This is a genomic window from Colwellia sp. F1 (assembly GCF_056238625.1).
Genome location: NZ_JBWDLI010000003.1, coordinates 81642 through 104715, shown reverse-complemented (window position 1 = coordinate 104715; position 23074 = coordinate 81642). Strand labels below are relative to the sequence as shown.

16 protein-coding genes are annotated in these 23074 nt (G+C 39.1%); 8 read left to right on the top strand and 8 right to left on the bottom strand.

Going from position 1 to position 23074, the window contains the following annotated elements; genetic code table 11:
* Positions 1-167 precede the first annotated feature (167 nt).
* Entirely contained in the window at positions 168-392 is a 225-nt protein-coding gene (locus AC0UA9_RS03500; RefSeq protein WP_475657115.1) for a hypothetical protein, read from the top strand.
* A gap of 76 nt (positions 393-468) precedes the next feature.
* Positions 469-1200 (top strand): hypothetical protein, encoded by a 732-nt coding sequence (locus tag AC0UA9_RS03495; protein ID WP_475657113.1) that lies wholly within the window; start codon positions 469-471, stop codon positions 1198-1200.
* A gap of 243 nt (positions 1201-1443) precedes the next feature.
* On the opposite strand, the gene epd is transcribed toward AC0UA9_RS03495, so the two are convergent.
* Together epd and tkt are read right to left on the bottom strand one after the other, a co-directional pair.
* Entirely contained in the window at positions 1444-2496 is a 1053-nt protein-coding gene (epd, locus tag AC0UA9_RS03490) for an erythrose-4-phosphate dehydrogenase (protein WP_475657111.1), read from the bottom strand.
* A gap of 119 nt (positions 2497-2615) precedes the next feature.
* The gene (tkt, locus tag AC0UA9_RS03485) at positions 2616-4604 is read right to left on the bottom strand and encodes a transketolase (protein WP_475657107.1); all 1989 of its coding nucleotides are present in this window, start codon (positions 4602-4604) and stop codon (positions 2616-2618) included.
* Positions 4605-5055: 451 nt separating this feature from the next.
* Between tkt and AC0UA9_RS03480 the strand changes: the two genes are divergently transcribed.
* Entirely contained in the window at positions 5056-5190 is a 135-nt protein-coding gene (locus AC0UA9_RS03480) for a hypothetical protein (protein WP_475657103.1), read from the top strand.
* Positions 5191-5340: 150 nt separating this feature from the next.
* On the opposite strand, the gene AC0UA9_RS03475 is transcribed toward AC0UA9_RS03480, so the two are convergent.
* On the bottom strand, positions 5341-5709 hold the full coding sequence (locus AC0UA9_RS03475; protein ID WP_475657100.1) for a hypothetical protein: 369 nt from the start codon (positions 5707-5709) through the stop codon (positions 5341-5343).
* Positions 5710-5840: 131 nt separating this feature from the next.
* Positions 5841-6569, bottom strand: coding sequence for a sulfate transporter CysZ (cysZ, locus tag AC0UA9_RS03470; RefSeq protein WP_475657567.1), 729 nt, complete (start codon positions 6567-6569; stop codon positions 5841-5843).
* A gap of 450 nt (positions 6570-7019) precedes the next feature.
* Here cysZ and zipA point away from each other — a divergent pair, with 450 nt between their 5' ends.
* Both zipA and AC0UA9_RS03460 read left to right on the top strand, forming a co-directional pair.
* Positions 7020-8078 (top strand): cell division protein ZipA, encoded by a 1059-nt coding sequence (gene zipA / locus AC0UA9_RS03465; RefSeq protein ID WP_475657096.1) that lies wholly within the window; start codon positions 7020-7022, stop codon positions 8076-8078.
* Positions 8079-8311: 233 nt separating this feature from the next.
* Positions 8312-10255 (top strand): BRCT domain-containing protein, encoded by a 1944-nt coding sequence (locus AC0UA9_RS03460; RefSeq protein WP_475657093.1) that lies wholly within the window; start codon positions 8312-8314, stop codon positions 10253-10255.
* A 250-nt stretch (positions 10256-10505) separates the two neighbouring features.
* On the opposite strand, the gene AC0UA9_RS03455 is transcribed toward AC0UA9_RS03460, so the two are convergent.
* Complete coding sequence (locus AC0UA9_RS03455) at positions 10506-11879, bottom strand: dicarboxylate/amino acid:cation symporter (protein WP_475657091.1); 1374 nt, start codon at positions 11877-11879, stop codon at positions 10506-10508.
* A 226-nt stretch (positions 11880-12105) separates the two neighbouring features.
* Between AC0UA9_RS03455 and AC0UA9_RS03450 the strand changes: the two genes are divergently transcribed.
* Positions 12106-16002, top strand: a complete 3897-nt coding sequence (locus AC0UA9_RS03450; RefSeq protein WP_475657087.1) for an Ig-like domain-containing protein — start codon at positions 12106-12108, stop codon at positions 16000-16002.
* Positions 16003-16076: 74 nt separating this feature from the next.
* On the opposite strand, the gene AC0UA9_RS03445 is transcribed toward AC0UA9_RS03450, so the two are convergent.
* Positions 16077-17216, bottom strand: coding sequence for an arginase family protein (locus tag AC0UA9_RS03445; protein ID WP_475657084.1), 1140 nt, complete (start codon positions 17214-17216; stop codon positions 16077-16079).
* 445 nt (positions 17217-17661) lie between these two features.
* On the opposite strand from AC0UA9_RS03445, the gene topA reads away from it, so the two are divergent.
* On the top strand, positions 17662-20343 hold the full coding sequence (gene topA, locus AC0UA9_RS03440) for a type I DNA topoisomerase (RefSeq protein ID WP_475657079.1): 2682 nt from the start codon (positions 17662-17664) through the stop codon (positions 20341-20343).
* A 191-nt stretch (positions 20344-20534) separates the two neighbouring features.
* Here the strand turns inward: topA and AC0UA9_RS03435 are convergent, their stop codons facing one another.
* Positions 20535-20903, bottom strand: a complete 369-nt coding sequence (locus AC0UA9_RS03435; protein ID WP_475657076.1) for a ribosome recycling factor family protein — start codon at positions 20901-20903, stop codon at positions 20535-20537.
* 63 nt (positions 20904-20966) lie between these two features.
* Positions 20967-21734 (bottom strand): hypothetical protein, encoded by a 768-nt coding sequence (locus AC0UA9_RS03430; RefSeq protein WP_475657072.1) that lies wholly within the window; start codon positions 21732-21734, stop codon positions 20967-20969.
* A 340-nt stretch (positions 21735-22074) separates the two neighbouring features.
* Between AC0UA9_RS03430 and cysB the strand changes: the two genes are divergently transcribed.
* Positions 22075-23049 (top strand): HTH-type transcriptional regulator CysB, encoded by a 975-nt coding sequence (gene cysB, locus AC0UA9_RS03425; protein WP_475657069.1) that lies wholly within the window; start codon positions 22075-22077, stop codon positions 23047-23049.
* Positions 23050-23074 lie beyond the last annotated feature (25 nt).

Here is a 23074-nt window from a genome sequence, read left to right as displayed (position 1 = left end):
AAAATTTAGATATTTACTCTCTCGATTTCCGCTCGTAGCTAAACTCTCTCAATACACAAGGAAATGACATAAAGTCGTTAAAGTTTACAACTCTGGCCTCTGCGCTGGTAACTCCCTTAGCTTTTGCTGCTACCTCAATACCTGACCAAGTTAACACATCCGTTGATATGTCATCAGACACATATATTGAATTATCGAATGTCGATATTACCGTTAACTTTCCATTAGGTGGTGCAAGACATATACCTAAAAGGAGTAAAACAAAATTCACTCCTGCTTTTAAAGCTAAATTATCGTTGGCAAAGTTGGCATCAGCAGCATATATATTAGTAGCTGAACTAATGTCTGGAACTGGCGGCTCTATTAACTTTCTCCTTATTTACTCAAAATAAATGGCTTAAGTTCATAGAAAAACGACCGATAACCTGTTAAACCAAGTTTATAAATAACGCTCAAAAGAAAAAGAACATGAAACCTATTACGTCAGCATCAACTCCAATACTTACTTCAATGAACTCGCCAACACAAGCGCAACAAATAAATAATATGGAAGTAAGCCCGTCAAAGACACAAAGTATTCTCCGCACCTCTAACGATACGATAGCAACATCATCACAACAAAGTGCCGCAACTATTAAAGTAGAAACAAATCAACTTACTGCTGATGAAAAAGTAGCTTTAAAGAAAGATCTTAAAGAAATAGCTGACTTTTGGCAAAAAAAAGAAACCTCTGCTGCTGACATGGTCTCTGAAACTCAGCGTATTTTAGCGGAGGTGGCAAAAGAGCAACCCAACCTACTTAATAAAAAATTTGATTTTACCAACACGGGCGATGAAATAGACATCATTGATCATGAGCTAACAAAAGGAGAATACAACTACTTAAAAGCTAAACTTAACGCTAGTGATAAATTGATTGAAGCCACTGATTTTTTAAATGTTGCCGTAGCGACTAATAAAACACAGACACAAGCACCAGGAAATAATAAATTATATACCAAAGAAGACGTTGTTGGCCGAATTCATGTCATGGACGTAATTGAACAAGCTGAAAAAAGATCAGCTGAAAGAATTAGGATCACTGAAGAAAAGGTTGTTATGAAACCCTACGATGCAAGATCCATGTTCAGAGAGGAAGTCCACCTTAACGCGCTTGATATTGTAATGGAGACAAGAGTTCGCTTTAACGCTAAAGTTTAAGCATGTAAATCTCTCGATTGAAATTTAACGACCCTGTAACAGATTTTGTTACAGGGCCTCAGCGAAGGTTCAAATCTTACCAAAAAGTCATTTTTAATTATCAAAGTGGTAAACTTTTCATGACAGAGTTTACCACTACAAATAATTTCTTTTTAAATCTAATGTCTATTTCGAGGGGATGGGCACAAAACCCCTTATACGCGAGTATTTAAAATGACGTGATTAACGTTTTAGTTCCAAACGCTAAACCTCAGCCATTTCTTGAGCTGTATCGAGCATTCTATTAGCAAAACCCCATTCATTGTCACTCCACACTAGCATCTTAACCAAACGCTTATGGCTAACACGAGTTTGATTGCCGTCAACAATACAAGAGTGTATATCATGGTTAAAGTCTACAGAAACAAGCGGCTCTTCAGTATAAGCGAGAATACCTTGTAAACCTTGTGCGCTTAAAGCAGTTTTTTGAGCTTGTTGGATTACCTGGTTAATGGCACTAATACTCACGTCTTCATTTACGGTGACACTTAAGTCCATTGCAGTAACATTCAAGGTAGGTACCCGAACGGCAATCGCTTCAAACCGGCCTTTAAATTTGGGTAATATACGTTCAACACCCAGCGCCAATTTAGTATCCACGGGAATGATAGACTGACTTGCTGCACGACTTCGGCGTAGATCAGGGTGGTAGGCATCAATGACTTGTTGATCATGCATTGAAGAATGAATGGTCGTAATAGTACCGCTTTCAATACCAAAAGCATCATCGAGTACTTTTATTACGGGGACAATGCAGTTAGTGGTACAAGAACCATTAGACACGACCAAATCACTACTTGTTAAAGATTGATGATTAATCCCATAAATAATAGTTGCATCAATATCTTGAGTACAAGGGTGCGAAAATAATACTTTTTTAGCACCTTGTTTTATATGGGCTAAGCCATCTGCTTTGCTACCAAAAATACCCGTACAATCGAGCACAATATCAATGTGATGTTCGTGCCAAGGCAATTGCTCAATCGTATCACAATGCAGTAAAGCTATTTCGTTTTTCCATTGCTCATTCTTTGGCGTGTTACTATTTGAAATAATCAGTGTTTCATTTTCTTGTTCAACAGAAAATGAAAACCGGCCATGCGTTGTGTCATATTTCAATAAATGAGCAATACCTGTTGCGGGCGCTAAATCATTTATCGCGACAATATTAAAAGTGTTATTTCTGCCGCTTTCATAAAGCGCTCTTACAATGCTTCGGCCGATGCGACCAAAACCATTAATGGCAATGTTTATCATAAAATTATCGTTACGGAGGTACCCGTATTATCTAAAAATGAAAGTGGGCAGATATTCTGCCCACTTTTTTATTATCACGTAAGTTGTTTTACTGAAAAAGTAAAATCAATAGCACTAAACTAAAGTGAATTGACTGTGTTAACCACGTTAGCAACGGTGAAGCCGAAGTGCTCTAGCAATACATTGCCCGGTGCTGACTCACCAAAAGTAGTCATACCAACAACTGCACCACTTAAACCAACATATTTAGCCCAATAGTCAACATGTGCTGCTTCAATTGCAACACGTTTACTCACACTGGCAGGTAAAACAGACTCTTTGTAGTCACTTGTTTGTGCGTCAAAGACATTAGTTGAAGGCATAGAAACCACACGTACTTTCACACCTTGCTCGGTTAAGGCCTTAGCAGAATCAACCGCCAATGAAACTTCAGAACCAGTGGCGATCAAAATCACTTCAGGTGTTCCTTCGCAGTCTTGTAAAATATACCCACCTTTAGCAATATCATTGACTTGTGCTTGGTTACGTGACAGAGCAGGTAACCCTTGGCGTGAGAAAACTAAGGCAGAAGGTGCCTTTTGGTTTTGTACTGCAGCTTTCCAAGCAACGGCTGATTCTGTTGCATCACATGGGCGCCATGTGGTTAAGTTTGGTGTCGTACGTAAATTTGCTAATTGCTCAATCGGCTGATGCGTTGGACCATCTTCACCTTGACCAATCGAGTCATGAGTATAAACAAAAATATTTTGAATGCCCATTAACGCTGACATACGCACCGCATTACGTGCATACTCCATAAACATCATGAAAGTAGCGCCGTAGTTGATAAAACCACCATGTAACGAAATACCGTTCATAATGCCGCTCATGCCAAACTCACGTACACCGTAATAAATATAGTTCCCAGCCGGGTCGGTTTCAATGCCTTTTGAGCCAGACCAAAGAGTTAAATTTGAACCGGCTAAATCGGCAGAGCCACCAAGCATTTCAGGCAAAACACTGCCAAAAGCTTCTATGGCGTTTTGTGATGCTTTACGTGACGCAATATTTTCACCGTCGTTATGACATTGTTGAATAAAGGCATTGGCTTTTTCTTCAAAGTCTTGTGGTAATTCACCTTTAATAACACGGCGTTCAAATTCACTTGCTAGCTCAGGGTAAGCAGATTGGTACGCAGCGAATTTTTCATTCCAACTCACTTGGCTCGCAGCGCCTTTTGTTTTTTGGTCCCACTGTGCATAAACATTTTCAGGCACTTCAAATGGTGCATGAGGCCAGTTCAAAAACTCGCGAGTTGCCGCTATTTCATCATCCCCTAATGGCGCGCCATGACAGTGATGTGTTCCTGATTTATTTGGTGAACCAAAACCAATAACAGTTTTACAACAAATAATGCTGGGTTTATCGGTGACCGATTTTGCTTCAACTATGGCAGCGGCAATCGCTTCGCTGTCATGACCGTCAACACTAATAACATGCCAACCGTATGATTCAAAGCGTTGTTGAGTGTTATCAGTGAACCAACCTTCAACATTACCGTCAATTGAAATACCGTTATCATCCCAAAAGGTGATTAACTTGCCTAACCCTAATGTACCGGCCAACGAACAAGCTTCGTGCGAAATACCTTCCATTAAACAACCATCACCAACAAAACAATAAGTGTAATGGTCAACAATATTGTGTTTATCACGATTAAATTGTGCGGCCAAGGTTTTTTCTGCAATAGCCATTCCTACAGCATTTGAAATACCAGCACCTAATGGCCCTGTGGTTGTTTCAACACCAGGAGTGTAACCATATTCAGGGTGGCCTGGCGTTTTAGAATGTAATTGGCGGAAGTTTTTTAAATCATCAATAGATAAATCGTAGCCAGACAAGTGTAATAGCGAATAAATTAGCATTGAACCGTGACCGTTAGATAATATAAATCGATCACGATCAGCCCAATTAGGATCGTTTGGGTTATGTTTTAAGAAATCACGCCATAAAACTTCAGCGATATCCGCCATTCCCATAGGGGCACCTGGGTGCCCTGATTTTGCTTTTTGTACACTATCCATGCTTAAAACACGAATTGCATTCGCTAGTTCTTGACGCGATGACATATTAGCTCCAGATCTATTTTTATTGAAAAGGTGTAATTGAATTAGACGTATTTTCCCCTACCATTAGGCATATCGCAAATTTAATTACACAATATTCAATGTTTTTTAGGTTGTATTAGGTTACTTTTCATAAAAAGCTAATGAAAACAACTACTAACAAGTTTTAATTTCTATATTACGGCTGAATAAAAGTGACGAAAAAATATAAAAAGTAGTTGTAATTAAAGGATAAATGTTTATTCGTATTGCTACAATGAAGGCAAGGGTTTAACAAAAGTGTAATAAAGATTAAAAAAATCAATAATTAGCTTGAATTTTTAAATGGAATAGTTTAGTTTTTAATCAAGTGTTTTAAGCAAATAACGTTAAATGGTTATTAAATGCTGTAAACACTTTAATGTCGTAAACATAAAAGAAATAAAAATAACTAAATGGTAATTAGGTAACTAAAATGCGTAAGTCATCCCCTAAAGGGTTAAAGCTGACTACGGTTATTTTTGCAGTATTTGTAATGACCGTTTCAGCAATACTGAGCAATGCTACAGTAGCTGATGACATGGAAGTAAAAACAGCACAATCAGAATAATAAACTCGCTAGATGTACAACATCTTCAGAGCAATAAATTAATGCAATAAAATAAATTAAGCCCTATATTCGTGATGAATTATAGGGCTTTTATATATTAGTTGAGTCATTTACCAGAGCACCATTGAGCTAGCAACGCGTCTGGCTGTATTAATTACTGTTCACCATAATATCTACTTGGCGTTTGTTATTTTGTTCAGAAATAATCACTCGAATTGTTTGATGTGCTTTTTGGTAAACTAAGGTTAAACGCTCACGCTTTCTTTCATTACTCATCGCAATACCAAATGCTTGCTGGTAAAAATTAACAACCTCTTGCTCGGTTGCAGCAGTAAAATAATTGAGAACAGCGGGGGTGCTGTCGGTTAAATTAGCAAAAACACGGGCGTCTTCTACCACAGGTATTGTAATTGATACCCCTTTGCTGGTGTTTTGCTCATCCTCAACAGCAGCGGCATTAAAACTAAATACAATGCTTGTTGCTAATAATATACACTTGCTGATGGTTGTTATCGTCATGTAATCCGTTCCTGTTATTTTTGTATCAAACTTTTTGAATCCTACTGACGTTAATATATACGGTTTTTATAAAAAGTGCGAGGCGAAAGCTTGTCTGTAAATTAGTGTTTAACAACGGTTTTAAACTTTGTTCATTTAGGGTAGAAATTATCACGATAATGATCAACCCAAAGTGCGGTAGCGCCACAAATTGCGACTGGCATAATAATCAAATTAACTAAGGGGAGCATAGCAAATACGGTAACGCTGATGCCAAAACCATAACTTAACCCTTGGTGTTGTTTTAATAATTGCCTCATTTCTGAAAAAGAAATTTTATGGTTATCAAAGGGGTAGTCTTTATATTGCACAGCCATCATCCAAGCGATAAATAGAAACCAAATGACCTGCCCAATGATAGGTAAAATACACATTAAGATAAAAAAACCAACAGCGCGAGGCACATAATATGCTAGTTTAGTCCATTCCCTACCTAACGTTCTTGGAATATCCTTCACTATCATTACTATACCGTCATCGGGCATGGATTCACCGATTAATAACTTTTCCATTTTTTCAGACAACAAACCATTAAAAGGCGCAGCCAGCCAATTGGCTGCGGTACTAAATAAAAAAGAAAACAGCACCAGTACTGTTAATACCGCCAATGGCCACAAAATAGTACTGAGCCAATTTAACCAAGCTGGCAGCCAAGCCATTGCAATCGTCATATAATGGTCTAGCTCTTTGAATATAAAATAGAAAGCGATACTAAACAGAAGTAAGTTGATGATTAATGGTATTAGCACAAAACGGCGAATACCTTTGGTACGAATTAATTCAAAACCTTTAAATAAATAACCAGCGCCGCTTTTAGCCATAGGGGTGTCAGGACGAGCATAATTATTTTTAGTAGAGTGGAGCATAGCGGAATGTGACATGTTGTAGTGTATTACCAAATTATATACTGAAACCCAATTCAGATGCGAGTCTTAGCACAAAGTAGTGTTTTAATAATGTAATGTTGATGCTTGGCGTGGCACAATATATTGGTAGCGTTAAACGCTTATATTTTTACGAGCTGAGTCGTTTATCCTCGGTTGTTTTATCAGAAAAAATAGTGACGGTAAACTTTACCTGCGGGGGTAACTTGTTACAAAATCATGTTGTTTCTGTTAGAGTTTATCTTGATTTTTTGCAGTTTTTACATATATTCTAATGACATTATTCTCGCTGCATTATGAATTTTGGGGTAATATAGATAAAATAAAAAAGCACCATAATAAAAATTTCATTTTTTCTTAGAAAAGCATCTAAATACAGGCATCACAATGGAAGATAATTTCAGAAACGCATTAATTATCCTTAGCGGTGTTATTATCGCGGCAATATTTATTCATGGTTTATGGACCATTAGAAAACAAAAGAACCCCTATAAACTTAAACCATGCAAAGATAAAGTAGAACCAGTCACTCGAGGGTTTGATGCCGGCGGCTTTGATCAAGATGGTATTGGGCAAGTAAAGGTATTGAGAAAAGCGGGCGAGCCAAATGTTAATAGTGAAAAAGATTTTGAGCAAAATATTAGCCTTGAAGAGATTAGCGAGTTAGAAAGTGCTCAACAAGATGCACAGTATCATCGTTCTTCTTCTGTAAAGCCCAGTGTTGATGAGGTTGATAATAAAGTAGCGCTTGAACAACCTATGTATCAGCAACCTGTTACTAAAGCAAAGCCTTCAATGATAAAACCAACAAAATCTACAAATAACAGGGCCCCTGTGAAAGCTGTTACAGCAGCAGAGGTTAAGCGTACTCAAATGGAAATTGACTTTGTGGCGGATGAGGCGATAGCAGATAAAACAATAGCAGCTGAAAGTATGCCAAGTAAAAAAGCAGCTACGCTTGACGAGAAAGCACCAAGCCAAATTAACAAAACACAGCAAACTGACACACTAGAGCCACAAGTGATTATTCTCAGTGTGGTAATGCCACCCAATCATCAAATGTCGGGGGCTGCACTTTTACCTAGCTTATTAACCTTAGGGATGAAATACGGTGAAATGAATATTTTTCATCGCCACCAAGACAATGCGGGGAATGGCCCTGTAACTTTTAGCTTAGCCAATATGCTAAATCCAGGCTCATTTGACTTAGAAACAATGGAAACCTTTGTTACACAAGGCGTTAGTTTGTTTATGACATTACCCAATGCAGGTGATCCATTTGCCGCTTTTGAACAAATGTTATCGGCAGCCAAACAACTTGCCACAGAGTTTGATGCACAACTACTTGATGATAAACGCAATGTTATGACGAAACAAACAGAGCAGCATTATGTTAGTAAAATACGCGAGTTTGATAGACAACAACGCTTAGCAAGTGCAGAGTAGCAGACGATAAGCCCATTGATAATAGCGTTTTATAACCCAATGTGTTTTGCCACGCTTGCGTTATACCTTACCTCGAACTTGCGTTCTGGAGGGCAATTTTCATAGCAACAGCGCTTTTATAATCTTGTTTATACCCCTATCTGTAATTAATGTAAATGACGATAACCCTTGTGATTATTATCGTCATTTCCCAATTGTCAATTCAATCATACGCTAGATAATAGGTACACTTCATGTCAGCACATAAATTAAGTAATGAACAATTATTACTTATAGAGAAAACCGATACCAATATTAATATAGACGCTTTTCATAACATACTTTCAAGTGCTATTAATGAACTGTCATTAGCAGACTTATTAACGGTGTTAACCATTTCAAATGCACTTTATCGTTCAGGTATTGAAATTTTTAATGATAAAACTTACGACGCTTATATTGCCGAGTTAAAAGCGAGAGAGCCTAGTCACCCATATCTTTCTACCATAGAGCCAGAAATTTTGGTTGGCAGTAAAACAGTCGCTTTACCTAAAAAAATGTTATCAACCGACAAAGCTTATTCGTTTGAAGAAATCAAAAAATGGCTTGATAGAGTATTAAAAGCGGCTAAAGACATTGGGCTACCACCGGCTGATTTACTCATAAGAGTAACGCCAAAGCTTGACGGCTATGCCGCCTATGATGATGGCAGCACACTTTATACCCGTGGTGATGGCAGCAAAGGGCAAGATGTAACCCGTGCCTTCGATAGAGGGTTACAAGTAGCAAACAAAGGCGATAGGGGGTTAGGCCCTGGGGAAATAGTGATTAAAAAAAGCTATTTTGATACAGTACTTAGTCAACAGTTTGAAAACTCACGTAATATTCAAGCAGCCATTATTGCCGAGAAAAAAGTTGATAAATCGATCCAAAAGGCAATAGATGAGGGCGCTTGTGTGTTTTATCCTTTTATATTGTTGGAACACTGGACCGGGCACTACAGCGATATGCTAGCCGACTTTGATGCTATAGTTGAAAAAATCTGGCACGCAGTCGATTATGATATTGATGGCGTTATTTTAGAAGTAACCAACGAAGCGCTCAAAACACATATGGGGGCTACGCGTCATCACCACCGTTGGCAAATTGCCTTTAAAGTCAATGCAGAGTCTGCCCAGGTAAAAGTATTAAATGTAACCCCACAAACTTCAAGAACAGGGCGTGTGTCACCGGTTGCTGAATTAGAGCCAACAAAGTTAAGTGGCGCGACTATTAGTCGGGCGACTGTGCATCATTATAATATGGTTAAAACCAATGGGGTCGGTCCTGGTGCTATTGTTCAATTGGTGCGAAGTGGCTTAGTAATTCCTAAAATTGAAAAAGTGATTACAGCAGTAACGCCCCAACTAGCGGAAAATTGTCCTAGTTGTAATACTCACTTAATATGGGAGTCTGATCACCTCGTTTGTCCAAATAAAACAGACTGTCCAGCCCAAACTGAAAATACATTAGTGCACTTTTTTAGAACGCTTGGGAATAATGATGGTTTTGGCCCTAAAGTTATTGAGAAACTGCACGAGCAGGGAATGAAACGCATTCATGATATTTATGAAGGGCTACACCATAAGTTTTTAGGTTTTGGTTTTGGCGACAAAACGGCGAACAATTTAGTTGAACAATTAAAAGCAAGTCAACAAATTGAAATAGAAGACTGGCGTTTTTTGGCGGCTTTTGGTGTGAGTCGACTTGCTGGTGGTAATTGTGAAAAGCTTTTGCAGCACCATACACTAGCTGAGTTGTTTGAGCTAACAGCAGAAGAAATGGTAAAAATAGATGGCTTTGCCCAATTAAGTGCAGAGGCTATTGTTGAAGGTTTAGCTAATATTAGAGAAGAATTTTTTAAAGTGTACAACCTAGGCTTTAATTTGGCGATAACCCCTAAGTTAACAGATAATCAGCCGAATGACTCACCTATCGCGGGTAAGCTCATTGTTTTCACTGGGGCTATGGAACAAGGTGCACGAGGTGATATGGAAAAACAGGCCAAACAGTTAGGGGCAAAAGTGGCTAAATCGGTTTCAGGTAAAACTGACTTTCTTGTCACGGGGGATAAAGTCGGCGAAAATAAGATCAATGCGGCAAAAGATAAAGGGGTGCAAGTTATTTCAGAGGCCGAATACCTTAAGTTAATAACCTGATCTTGGCTAAAATACAGGCTTATCTAGCAGCTATTTTTCCAGACTTTATCGTTAAATTTACTTGTAATAGGTTCGTTATTGACGCGAACTTCCCTTTAATTAAGAAAAATATCAAGTTATAGTATTGTAAAAAATAGCGCGCTAGCACTAAGTAAACCGGTGTGAACATCGAATTAACACTTGGCTGTACGACACAAAACACAATACAAAAGCCTGTCTTGCTAACGACAGGCTTTATTGTACAAACTGTTTAGCCTTTTAAATTATTAAAGTCTATATCTTCAATAATGCTTCCCGCTTTGTCATCTAAGTACATTTCATGATCAAATTGCCCTTCAGATTTAGCGACAATCACGCTAACCATGCTATCGCCGGTAACATTAACCGCTGTGCGTGTCATATCTAACAATCTGTCTACACCAATAATTAAAGCAATACCTTCAACGGGTAAGCCCACCTGTTGCAAAACCATGGCCAGCATGATTAAACCAACCCCAGGCACACCAGCTGTACCGATAGAGGCAAGTGTGGCTGTTAACACCACAGTTACATAATCTGCTAAGGCTAAATCTTGCATAAACACTTGAGCAATAAAGACGGTAGCAACACCTTGCATAATCGCCGTTCCGTCCATGTTAATCGTAGCGCCTAAAGGAACTGTAAATGAGGCAATGGAGTTTTTAACACCCATTTTATTGGTGGCTGTTTCTAAAGTTACCGGAATGGTCGCGTTTGAGCTTGCTGTTGAAAACGCAAAAATCGTAGCGTCGCGCATTTTCTTCAAGAAAATAATCGGGTTTAGGCCAGTGAATAACTTTAACATTAACGGATAAGTTAGCAGTGCATGAGCCATTAACACAAAAAATACCACGAAAAAGTAAACGATCAAATTACCAAATGTTTCTATAGATACTGTGGTAAATAATGTAGCAAGCAATGCAAATACACCATAGGGGGCAATATTCATTAAAATTGTCACTAAGCGCATGATCACTTCACTTAAATCTTCAAATAAACGTGCGACACGCTCACCTGCTTTACCAGATAAAGCGATGGCAATACCAAACAGCAATGCAAAAACAATAATCTGAAGCATTTTTCCTTGAGCGAATGCTTCAAATGGATTTGTTGGAAACATTTGAATAATAACTTGTGCTAATGAAGGGGCTTCGCGACTAGTAAAGCTAGTATTAGCTGTCATACCAACCCCTTCACCTGGACCAACAAGAATAGCAACAAAAATAGCAAAACTGATGGCGATTGCGGTGGTAATTAAATACAAGCCAATCGCTTTACCGCCAATGCGGCCTAACTTTGTGGTGTCTTGTAAGGAGCACACCCCACAAACAAGTGATACAAATACTAATGGCACGACGAGCATACGTAAACTTGCCATAAATATTTGGCCAATCACTTCTAAGAGGCCATCAACAAGAAAGCTTTGTAGTGATAACTCGAAGATAAAGAGGTTTAATACGAAGTCTTTGCCATTAGGCATTAGCCATTGTAAAAAAGAGCCTAGCGCAATGCCTGAGATCATGCCAATAACAATGCGTGTTGTTAGGCTGTATTTATTATTAGATACTGAAGGTGGCGTGGTAGAAGGGGGGGCGGAAGTTGTCATAGTAGCCAATGTGTTATTAATATTATTAAGTTTAGTAGATAAACAATAAACCGTTTGATGAGAAGCAGTTTCTCAAATTTTCCTCTGATATAACAGTAATTTTATGCTTAAGTTACAGTACGTTTAAAAATTTTATTAAAATTAAGGGATTAAGTTGTACTTTATGATTATTTTTCGGTTAATATGCTAAATGATTAATCAATTATAAAAAAATAGGGATACCTTTATGGAGTTACTAAGACGCTTTAATTTTGCTCTGTTATTACTCATGCTAACCACATTAGCAGCATGTGGCGGTGGCGAAGGAGGATTTACAACAGGTAGCGGTGCAGGAGGCGATAATGGCGGCGATAAAGAGCCACTTGTAACCATCACTCTTTCTAAAACTGATGGTGATCTTGCTGCAGAAAATGATATTAATGTAAGTGCTACCGTCATGTACGACGGACAGGTTCAAAGTGGTAAATTAGTAACTTTTTCATTAACTGACAATACTGTTGCAATATTTTCTCCTGAAGTCGGAACTGCGGTAACTAACGCAGAAGGTATCGCTACTATTAAAGTCAAAGCTACAACAGTTGCTGGGGGAGTTGAAGTTACAGCAAGTCATGGTACTGCCACCCCAGCCATTATTGCTTTTGATAGTGCAGGTGATGCAATAACTGATGATACAAAGGGGGTATCTGCTAAGTTAACACTTTCCAATAAAACTGTTTCCGTAAATAACCCTCCAACTGTTACTGCTGTAGTCACGGAAAATGGAGAGCCTCTTATAGATACATTGGTTACTTTTGCTTTGACAGATAAAGATTTAGCTAACTTTTCTCCTAAAACAGGAACAGCTCGTACAGACAATAAAGGTGTAGCAACTATCATTTTAACAGCTGGAACTGTTGCAGGTGCCGGTGAGGTTAGTGTTTCAGTTGATGGTGTAGAACTTGCTAAAACCACTTTTGATAGTGCAGGTGATGCAGTAGGTGGTGAAACAGGAGGTATAACCGCTAAATTAACGCTTTCGCCCGATAAAGTTGTTTCTGCAAGTAACCCTTTAACTATTTCTGCTGCAGTTATGGAAAACGGAAAGCCACTTGCAGATACACTGGTTACTTTTGCTTTGACTGATTTAACTTTAGCTAGATTTTCCCCTAAAACAGGAACAGCTCGCACAGACAACAAAGGTGTAGCAACAATCACTTTAATTGCTGGAAGTGTCGCGGGTGCTGGTGAGGTTAACGTTTCAGTTGATGGTGTACAACTTGCAAAATCAGCTTTTGATAGCGCCGGTGATGGAGTTACAGGGGAGACAGGGGGAATATCCGCTAAATTAGCGCTTTCCCCTAATAAGATAGTTTCAGTTAATAACCCTTTAACTATCTCAGCTACAGTTATGAAAAACGGAAGTCCGCTCCTAGATACACTAGTTACTTTTGCTCTGAGCGATACAAATTTAGCTAGCTTCTCTCCTAAAACAGGGACGGCTCGTACGGACGATAAAGGTGTAGCAACAATTACTTTAATTGCCGGAAGTGTTGCAGGTGCTGGCGAAGTTAGCGTATCAGTTGGAGACGTGGAGCTTGCAAAAACAACATTTGATAGTGCAGGTGATGCAATAGTTGGTGAAACTGGTATGTCTGCAACGTTAGTTTTCTCACCTAGTAAAAGTGTTTCAGAGAATAACCCGTTAACTATTTCTGCTAAAATTATGGAAAATGGAGAACCGCGTGTTGATACACTGGTTACTTTTGCCCTAAGTGATAGTGATTTAGCGAGCTTTTCTCCTAAGACGGGAACAGCTCGTACAGACAACCAAGGTGTAGCAACAATAACTTTAATCGCCGGAAGTGTTGCAGGGGCTGGTGAAGTGACTGTATCGGTTGGCGGTGTAGAGCTTATAAAAACAACCTTTGATAGTGCTGGCGATGGAAGTAATGGTGAAGCTGAAGCGTCAGCTAAGTTAGTGCTGTCACCCAATGGAACTGTTTCAGCGGCAAACCCTCTGAGTATTACAGCCACTATAATGAAAAATGGTGAACCTGTTAATGACACACTTGTTACCTTCGCATTAAGTAATACTGATTTAGCTAGCTTTTCTCCACAAACTGGAACAGCTCGTACGAATGACCGAGGTATTGCAACTATCAAATTAACTGCCGGTGGTACTGCTGGTGCTGGTGAAATTAGTGTGTCACTTGCAGGTAAAGTGCTAGCTAAAACAACTTTTGATAGTGCAGGTGATGGTAACCCCGATGATTCACCTAAGGTTGCCCAGATAGCTTTATTTACTAATTCTCAACAACTTGCATCAAGTGGGACGCAAAAAATAAACCTTATTGCGATTGCGAAAGATGTTAATAATAATTTGCTTGAAAATGTTAAGATAAATTTCTCTGCCAACTCTGGTGATATTGAAAAAGTTAATACGGTTACTGGAGCTGATGGTAAAGCGATGGTTAAATTAAAAACGGAAGCTAATAAAGCAAACCGCTTTATTGTGGTAACAGCTACGAGTGGTAGTGCATCTGACACTATTAGAATTCAGGTAGTCGGTACTAGTATCACCTTAACAGGTTCTTCTTCTTTAGCCATTGATGATACTAATAACTTTATAGTGAAGTTGCTTGACTCGGATGGTGTAGGCATTGCTAATACTAGTGTTTCATTGTCTTTAACGGGCATGTCAACAGAAACACCTACAGGAGATGTCGCTGATATTACATTACCTAGAACAATAGTAACTGATAACACCGGTCAGGCAACTGTTACTGTCAAAGGCACAAGTGGTGGCACTAATACCATTATTGCTGCGGCACTAGGAGCAAGTATCAGGCAAGATGTTTCAGTTCAAGCTGATTCCTTTTTATTTACTAGCTTTAGTAATGGTGTAACAACAGTAGATCTTACTGAAAGTAATAACCTACCCGATGTGAAACTGGCACCGACCGAAGCAAGTATTACGTTAACTTGGTTACGTTCTGGTGTTGCTGTTGCAGATGGCACTAGCGTTAATTTCACTACCACACGTGGTGTAATCACTAATTCTGCAACAACAGTTAATGGAGAGGTTACTGCAAAGGTTAACTCAAATGATGCAGGTAAGGCACTCGTTACCTTTGTTGGTACTGATAATGTTAATGGTAAAACTATTCAATTATCTAACCAAATAGAGTTTGAATTCTTTGCAGATACAGCCGCAACGATTAAAGCACAAGCGTCACCAAACTCCATCGGACCTGATGGAAAAACTTCAGTCATATCTGTCGTAGTTAAGGATGCTCATGGTAACTTAGTTAAAAATAAAACGGTAGATTTTAGCTTATCTGATAATAATGGAGGTACTATTCTCCCTGCTAGCGCAGTAACCGATAGTAATGGTAGCGCATCAACCGTTTACACTTCTGGTAGTACTTCAGCACAAAACGGGATTAAGATAACAGCAAAGCTTAAAGATACGCCAGCTGTAAATGATATTGTGTCTCTAACGGTTGCTGATCGTGAGTTGTTTATTTCATTGGGCACGGGTAATAAAGTTGAGGAGCTTGGCACTACGGATTATGTTAAGGAGTATTCTGTTTTCGTTACAGATGCTGACTCGAACCCTGTTGCCAACAAAGAGTTAACTATCTCTGCGATTCCTCATAAATATTATAAAGGTTTCTGGATAAAAACTTATGATATTAATGGTGAGTTTGTCAGTTGGAGCGCAATAGGAGCAGATGACCTCGAGCCTGATAGAACAGTAGGTTTACCTAAGCAACAATGTGATAATGAAGATAATAATTTCGATGGTATTCTTGATGCAGGTGAAGATTTCAATAATGATAATGAGCTAACACCGGGGAATGTTGTCTCAGCAGCAGGTTCCATAACAACAGATAATGATGGTCGTGCTGTTGTCAGAATAACTTACTCTCAAAGCTATGCTGAATGGCTTGATATTAAGCTTATTGCATCGGTAAAAGTTAGCGGAACAGAAAACTCAGCACAAACAATCTTTACTTTACCTGTTTTGGCTGACCATGTACTCGATGAAGATATTACTCCTCCAACTCAAGGAATAGGTACTAGAGGCCCTTTTGGTTTACTAAATGATTGTAGTAAAAATATTGCGGATGATCCCCAATAAAGTGAATGAAAAGTTTATTTTTTAATAATAATGCCGTTCATTTTAGATGAGCGGCATTTTTTAATGGCTGTACTCTACACTATTACACTAGCACCTTTATTCATCTCACCAAGCAAAAATGCAGAAATTTCTCCTGCCACTTGTAAGGTTTTCTCTTGGCTTGTTATCCCTAAGCCTGAGCTGTCAGTAAACGGCGCAACTTCCATCATATCGGCAGCGGTTATCGGGTACTTGGTTGCAATAGCACGCAGTATTTGCATTGCTTCAGAGGGCATTAACCCATCAGGCTCAGGGGTGCCGGTAGCACTGGCGTAACTGTCGTCGATTGCATCAATGTCAAAGCTGACATAAAGTTCATCAACATTTTGCAGGGCTAATTGAGCGAGAATATTATGAATGACGGTTTCTATGCCTAAGTCTTTAATTTCATGCGCCCAATGTTGCTTTACCCCAAAGGTATTTTCCCAATGCGCTTTAGGCTTACCACTAGAGCGAATGCCTACTTGAATTAAATGCTCAGGAGCAGGTAGGTCAGCTAAAATATGCGTACACCATGAGCCAAAACATAAGTCAATTCCTAAGCGTTCAGTGAGTAAGTCGGTGTGTGCGTCAAAATGAATAATACTAACGCGTTTACCTTGTTTTTTTTTCGCTTGTAAATAAGTTTTTGTCAGCGGGTAGCTTACGCTGTGATCGCCCCCTAAACCAAAAATACCTTTATTAGGAAACGCGGCGTAAAAATCGTGCAAAACATCTTCGGTAATACTTAATGGGCTAACACAGTATTGGCTTTTTGTATTTTGGTACAAAGCTTTTCGACAGTTTGCTAGTGTGGCGTCATTTAAGTATTTATCAGCGAGCAGGTGCGGGATTACACGTACATCACCTAAGTCAAATGCCTTTAATTCGGGGTAACTTGTTAGCAAAGTGTTGCGGATAAATAACGGCCCCCAATTAGCACCACGCAATATTCCACCACCACAATCCGATGCTATACCTAAAATAACCGCACTAGGGGCGTCAAAAAGCGTGTTTAAAGAGTTCTTCCATAAATCTTCTACATTATGCGTCTGGCCAAAAATAGTTTGATGTAATTGCGCCTTACGCTCTTTGGCCGTATTGACTGTAAAAACACCATTACCTGGCGGACATAAACAGTGTGTTATTTTTTCTTTGAATTGTTTGCTCAAAAATGGTGTTGTTAATGGCGACATATTAATCTCAGTGAGTGAATTTGATCAGGGTTAATCTCAGGCTTAAATTGTGTTTTTTAGAATTAACCCTTATTTTTTGGGGCAAAGTCGATTATGATTGCGCAGAATATTGCATTAAGCATTTTATCAAAATAAGCCAAGTAAGCGAAATAAGTACAGAATTGTTACGAAATACAAAAACATTATAGCCAAAAGCATGCAGTTGTATAGGTGAGTAAACAAGCGGAAAAAATAAATGCTTGTTAATTTGTATATTTATCGATATATGTATAAATAGGTATGCAATTATATTTTTTTAATAAAACAGTTTTTAGCGTTAGTTGAGTAAAGTTAAAGCGCATGCTCGCACCTTTAGCTACTTAAATAACAAATGAATATTAATACAGAAATTAAATTTATCTTCATCTGTAGATAAACTGTCGAATAAGCAGGATTACGAATTTTTATGGCAAAATCACTTGTTATTGTCGAATCGCCAGCCAAAGCGAAAACGATTAATAAATATCTAGGAAAAGACTTTATTGTTAAATCAAGCGTTGGTCATGTGCGCGATTTACCACATAGTAGTACGGGGAAAAAGGTGGCGACTAAGTCACCGGCTGAAGTACGTAAAATGGCGCCAGCCGAAAAAGCCAAATATAAAGCGAAACGTGATAAGCAAAACTTGATCAACCGTATGGGAGTAGACCCAGAAAATAATTGGGCCGCTAATTATCAAGTACTTCCCGGTAAAGAAAAAGTAGTAACAGAATTACAAAAGCTAGCAGACAAAGCGGATACTGTTTATCTCGCAACCGATTTGGATCGCGAGGGAGAAGCGATAGCATGGCATTTAAAAGAGCTTATTGGCGGTGACGATGATAAGTTTCGCCGTGTTGTGTTCAATGAAATAACGGAAAGCTCCATTCAACAAGCGTTTTCGACACCGGGCGAGCTTAGTATGCCCGGTGTCAATGCACAACAAGCTCGCCGTTTTCTAGACCGTGTTGTGGGCTTTATGGTGAGTCCTTTACTATGGAAAAAAGTCGCGCGTGGTTTATCTGCAGGGCGTGTACAATCGGTTGCTGTTAAATTAGTGGTTGAAAAAGAACGTGAAATTAAAGCCTTTGATCCAAAAGAGTTTTGGGATGTTACCGCCCAAACACATGCAAGTACGGGGGAAGCATTAACACTCGATGTAACCCATGAAAATGGTAAAGCATTTAAACCAACCAACAAAGCAGATACAGACAAAGCATTAACTTTATTAAAGCCTGCAAATTACGTGGTGAGTAAACGTGAAGATAAGCCGTCTAAAAGTACGCCTTCAGCACCATTTATTACTTCGACATTACAACAAGCAGCAAGTACTAAATTAGGTTATGGCGTAAAGCGCACCATGGGTTTAGCACAACGCTTGTATGAAGCAGGGCATATTACTTATATGCGTACCGACTCAACTAACTTAAGTAAAGATGCTGTTGAAATGTGTCGTACTTATATTAGTAAAAATTTTGGTGAAAATTACTTACCTGAAAAGCCGAAAGTTTACGGTTCAAAAGCCGGTGCACAAGAGGCACATGAAGCTATTCGCCCGTCAAATGTCAAGGTTGAATCTGCCTTCATGGAAGGCATTGATGCCGACGCCAAAAAACTATATGACCTAATCTGGCGTCAATTTGTCGCTTGTCAAATGACTGCAGCTCGCTATACCGTGAGTACACTGACTATAGGCGCTGCTAATTTTGATTTAAAAGCCAAAGGTCGCGTCATGCAGTTTGACGGTTGGACCCGTGTTCATCCTCAACTCACCAAAGGTGATGATAAGCACTTACCAGACTTAGCGGTGGGCGAGGTGTTAACACTTGATAATTTAGAAGCAACACAGCACTTTACCAAGCCACCTGCACGTTATGGTGAAGCTTCGCTAGTAAAAGAGTTAGAAAAACGATCCATTGGTCGTCCATCAACCTATGCGTCTATTATTTCAACAATACAAGACCGAGGTTATGTACGTTTAGATAAAAAACGTTTTTATGCTGAAAAAATGGGCGAAATAATAACGGATAGTCTTTCTATTAGTTTTGAAAAACTCATGAGTTATGACTTTACCGCGAATATGGAACAAGAGCTTGATGCTATTGCTGCGGGTGAGCTTGACTGGAAAGCTGTACTAGATGAGTTTTATCAGAGCTTTAGTAAAAAACTAGCCTTAGCGAATATGGATGCAGAAGAAGGAGGCATGCCAAACAATGATCCTGTCTTAACTGATATTGACTGCCCAACCTGTGGTCGTAAAATGGGCATTAGAACCGCGTCAACAGGGGTGTTTTTAGGTTGTTCAGGTTATGCACTGCCCCCTAAAGAACGTTGCACAACAACAATGAACTTAACGCCAGGTGAAGAAGCAATCAGCGTGTTAGCTGAGAATCAAGAAACCGAAGCGTTACGCGCAATGCATCGTTGTAAAAAGTGTAACACAGCCATGGACAGCTATCTTATTGACGAAACACGTAAATTGCATGTTTGTGGTAATAACCCTATTTGTGACGGTATTGAAGTAGAGCAGGGTACATTTAAAATTAAAGGCTATGACGGCCCTGTTTTAGAGTGTGACCGTTGTGAAGCTGATATGGAGCTAAAATCAGGTCGATTTGGTAAGTATTTTGATTGCACTAACGCTGAGTGTAAAAATACTCGCAAGTTATTAGCAAACGGTGAAGCTGCGCCACCCAAAGAAGACCCTGTGCAGCTACCTGAGCTCGCCTGTGAGAAGTCTGATGCATATTTTGTTTTACGAGACGGGGCTGCTGGAATATTTTTAGCAGCAAATACGTTCCCTCGCTCACGTGAAACAAGAGCACCCAAAGTTGCAGAGCTCAAACAATTTAGGGATAGAATATCGCCTAAGTTTTATTATTTAGCAGATGCACCTACCGAGGATAATGAAGGTAATTTAGCCGTAGTGCGTTACAGTCGTAAAACAAAAGAACAATATGTTATGACTGAAATCCCAACCGAAGGTGGTAAGCCAAAAGCAACCGGCTGGACTGCAAAATATATTGATGGTAAATGGGTTGAAGAAATCCCTAAACCGAAGAAAAAAGTGGCAAAAAAGAAAACGCCAGCAAAGAAAAAAGTAACTTAGCAATGTGCTCGTAAACCTCGCCCAGCTGGGCAGGGATATAAGGGGTAAGTCGCCATAGCGGCTTACCCTAGCTTGGCCAGTCTAGCAGACCAGTGCTTTAGCTAAACCTAACGAGCCTAAGCGCACTCAACACGCGCAGCGTATAGTGGTAATTGCTGATTCTTGCCCCGCCCGAGTAGGGTGGTGGGTAATCACTCAAATCCCTCTAGTGCATCTATCACGTGTCTTGCCTGTGTAATAGTACAATCACTTCTCGCCATTAGGCCACTGACAGTTACTTCATCCAGTGTTAACGCTATTTTAACTAGCTCGTCATGGCTTAAATACTGATATTCTCGGCGTAATAAGGTGCTTAACCACTGCCAACTTGGCTCATTAGACAATGAGATAAAGGCAATAATAGCTTGTAGTTGCTCAAAAGTTGCGGTGAGTACCCAATGACGTGAACGACCAATACGCTTTAAATCACAACCCAGTTGTCTGATTTGCGCTTTTAAAGCGTAGGCCTTTATTGTTCTGCGTAAAAAGGAGTTGAGTGTTATAGAGTAGACTTTTTCCACGTTAGATATATACCCAAGCCACTTTACGCTCCTTAAGTGTTTATATCAGGTAACCGGTAGCGGCTACCACTTCTTTTTAGGCTGAAATAAAATATCTAATTCGTTTTCTTCGTCTTTTGCTTTTTTGGCAGCATCAGAGGCGTTAGTTACTTTTAGTGAATCAGTAATATCTTCTAGTTTTTGTGTAATTTCAATGTTTTTAGTATTAACGTATTCTGTTTTTATTGGGTGGTTAGCTAGAGTTTGTAAGGCTTTTTCAAAGTATTGGCGCGCCGAGCCGAACATTTCTTTATTTTGCGCTTGCACTCCTCGTTTGATCAAACTTTCTATATTAATTTTTAACTGCATCGCATCTAAGCGTTGATCTTCCGTTGTGAAGGTTTGAGGATCAAGAGCGCCTTTAGTTTGTTCTGACTTTAATATCACTCGTAACTTTTTAATGCATTGTAAAATGGCTAATACTTGCTGTTCATTGTCAGGTAATACAAATGTTTCTTCGTTGCCTTGGGTTGCTGCTAGGCTTTCTGCAGCGTCTAAGCGGGACTGTAGTTCACTTACTTGGTCTTTTATGCCTTTTATGTCAGGTGATATTGTTTGCATCATTTTTGCAGCATTTAAGCACCTTTTATTTAAAATTTTTGCTATATTTGGGCTAGAAGGGATATTTGACAAATTGATAATGAGCTCTTGGCTTTCGTCAATTATCGCCTTTTGCTTTGACATTTTAACTCTTCTGTCAGCCTCCTGTTTTTCTTTATGTTGTTGAAATGCACTAACCACCACAACAAATACAACTAATGTGATAAGTAAACCTATGATAATAGCGATCATGTTAAAGCTCTTAATTTAAATAATGTGAACAATTTTTCACACGGATAGTTAGCAGTCTACAAAAATTGTTGTGGTTAGCAAAGGGGTAGTTACAGTTTATTGTAATATTTAGCCTAAATATAGCTTAATAAACGGCTCTGTAACAGTTATTCTGATTGGTTAGGCTCTAAAAGCTAAGAAAGTTGTCTTGCTATTAACCTGTAATTTACTTAGTTTAATTTTCCCTGAGCCAAAACTGTTATATTTTAGACAAATGGTCACTTTGATGTGGCATTAATACTCAATTAAGTATACTATTTTAGTATAAGGTTCCCTTAAAACTCGTCACTTTGGTATATATATGAAATTGCAACAATTGCGCTACATCGTTGAAGTACTAAATAATAATCTTAATGTCTCTGCAACGGCAGAAGTGCTTTTTACTTCTCAGCCAGGTATTTCTAAGCAAGTGCGCATGCTAGAAGATGAATTAGGTATTCAAATCTTTGGGCGTAGTGGTAAACACTTAACTCATGTAACGCCAGCGGGCCAGGAAGTTATTAATATTTCTCAGCAAATTTTATCAAAGGTTGAAGGTATCAAGGCGGTTGCACGCGAGCATACTCAGCCCGATGAAGGAAAATTACGCATTGCCACTACACATACGCAAGCGCGCTATGCCTTACCGGAAGTCATACAAGGGTTTATTAAAAAATATTCAAAAGTATCATTACAAATGTCGCAAGGTACGCCTGCACAAATTAGTGATGCCGCAGCAAAAGGCGATGCAGATTTTGCGATTGCCACAGAGTCATTGCACTTATACAACGATTTAGTGATGTTACCTTGTTATCATTGGAATCGAAGCATTATTGTTGGGAAAGATCATCCCCTAGCACGCAAAAAAGATTTAACAATTCAAGATATTGCTAAGTATGCTTTAGTTACGTATGTTTTTGGCTTTACGGGGCGCTCTGATTTAGACGCTGCTTTTGAAAAGGTCGGCGCTGTTCCTAAAATTGCCTTTACAGCAACCGACGCTGATGTGATCAAAACCTATGTTCGCTTAGGTGTGGGTATTGGAGTCATCGCAACGATGGCTATTGACCCTAAAATTGACGACGATCTGGTTGCCATTGATGCTAGCCATTTATTCAATGCAAGTACGACTAAAATAGGCTTTAGGCGAGGGAGCTTTTTACGAGGCTATATGTTTGATTTTATCGAGCGTTTTGCGCCACATTTAAATAAGCATCTGGTGACTCAAGCGATGTTATTAAAAAACAATACTGAAGTTGACAAGATGTTTGCTGACATAGAGTTACCAATAAAGTAAAGCCAACTTACCAGCAACAAAAACT

What these genes read in the sequence shown, in the direction of transcription:
- AC0UA9_RS03500 (WP_475657115.1), top strand. Translation starts at nt 168, where the DNA reads ATGTCATCAGACACATATATTGAATTATCGAATGTCGATATTACCGTT.
- AC0UA9_RS03495 (WP_475657113.1), top strand. Translation starts at nt 469, where the DNA reads ATGAAACCTATTACGTCAGCATCAACTCCAATACTTACTTCAATGAAC.
- epd (WP_475657111.1), bottom strand. Translation starts at nt 2,496, where the DNA reads ATGATAAACATTGCCATTAATGGTTTTGGTCGCATCGGCCGAAGCATT.
- tkt (WP_475657107.1), bottom strand. Translation starts at nt 4,604, where the DNA reads ATGTCATCGCGTCAAGAACTAGCGAATGCAATTCGTGTTTTAAGCATG.
- AC0UA9_RS03480 (WP_475657103.1), top strand. Translation starts at nt 5,056, where the DNA reads ATGCGTAAGTCATCCCCTAAAGGGTTAAAGCTGACTACGGTTATTTTT.
- AC0UA9_RS03475 (WP_475657100.1), bottom strand. Translation starts at nt 5,709, where the DNA reads ATGACGATAACAACCATCAGCAAGTGTATATTATTAGCAACAAGCATT.
- cysZ (WP_475657567.1), bottom strand. Translation starts at nt 6,569, where the DNA reads ATGGCTAAAAGCGGCGCTGGTTATTTATTTAAAGGTTTTGAATTAATT.
- zipA (WP_475657096.1), top strand. Translation starts at nt 7,020, where the DNA reads ATGGAAGATAATTTCAGAAACGCATTAATTATCCTTAGCGGTGTTATT.
- AC0UA9_RS03460 (WP_475657093.1), top strand. Translation starts at nt 8,312, where the DNA reads ATGTCAGCACATAAATTAAGTAATGAACAATTATTACTTATAGAGAAA.
- AC0UA9_RS03455 (WP_475657091.1), bottom strand. Translation starts at nt 11,879, where the DNA reads ATGACAACTTCCGCCCCCCCTTCTACCACGCCACCTTCAGTATCTAAT.
- AC0UA9_RS03450 (WP_475657087.1), top strand. Translation starts at nt 12,106, where the DNA reads ATGGAGTTACTAAGACGCTTTAATTTTGCTCTGTTATTACTCATGCTA.
- AC0UA9_RS03445 (WP_475657084.1), bottom strand. Translation starts at nt 17,216, where the DNA reads ATGTCGCCATTAACAACACCATTTTTGAGCAAACAATTCAAAGAAAAA.
- topA (WP_475657079.1), top strand. Translation starts at nt 17,662, where the DNA reads ATGGCAAAATCACTTGTTATTGTCGAATCGCCAGCCAAAGCGAAAACG.
- AC0UA9_RS03430 (WP_475657072.1), bottom strand. Translation starts at nt 21,734, where the DNA reads ATGATCGCTATTATCATAGGTTTACTTATCACATTAGTTGTATTTGTT.
- cysB (WP_475657069.1), top strand. Translation starts at nt 22,075, where the DNA reads ATGAAATTGCAACAATTGCGCTACATCGTTGAAGTACTAAATAATAAT.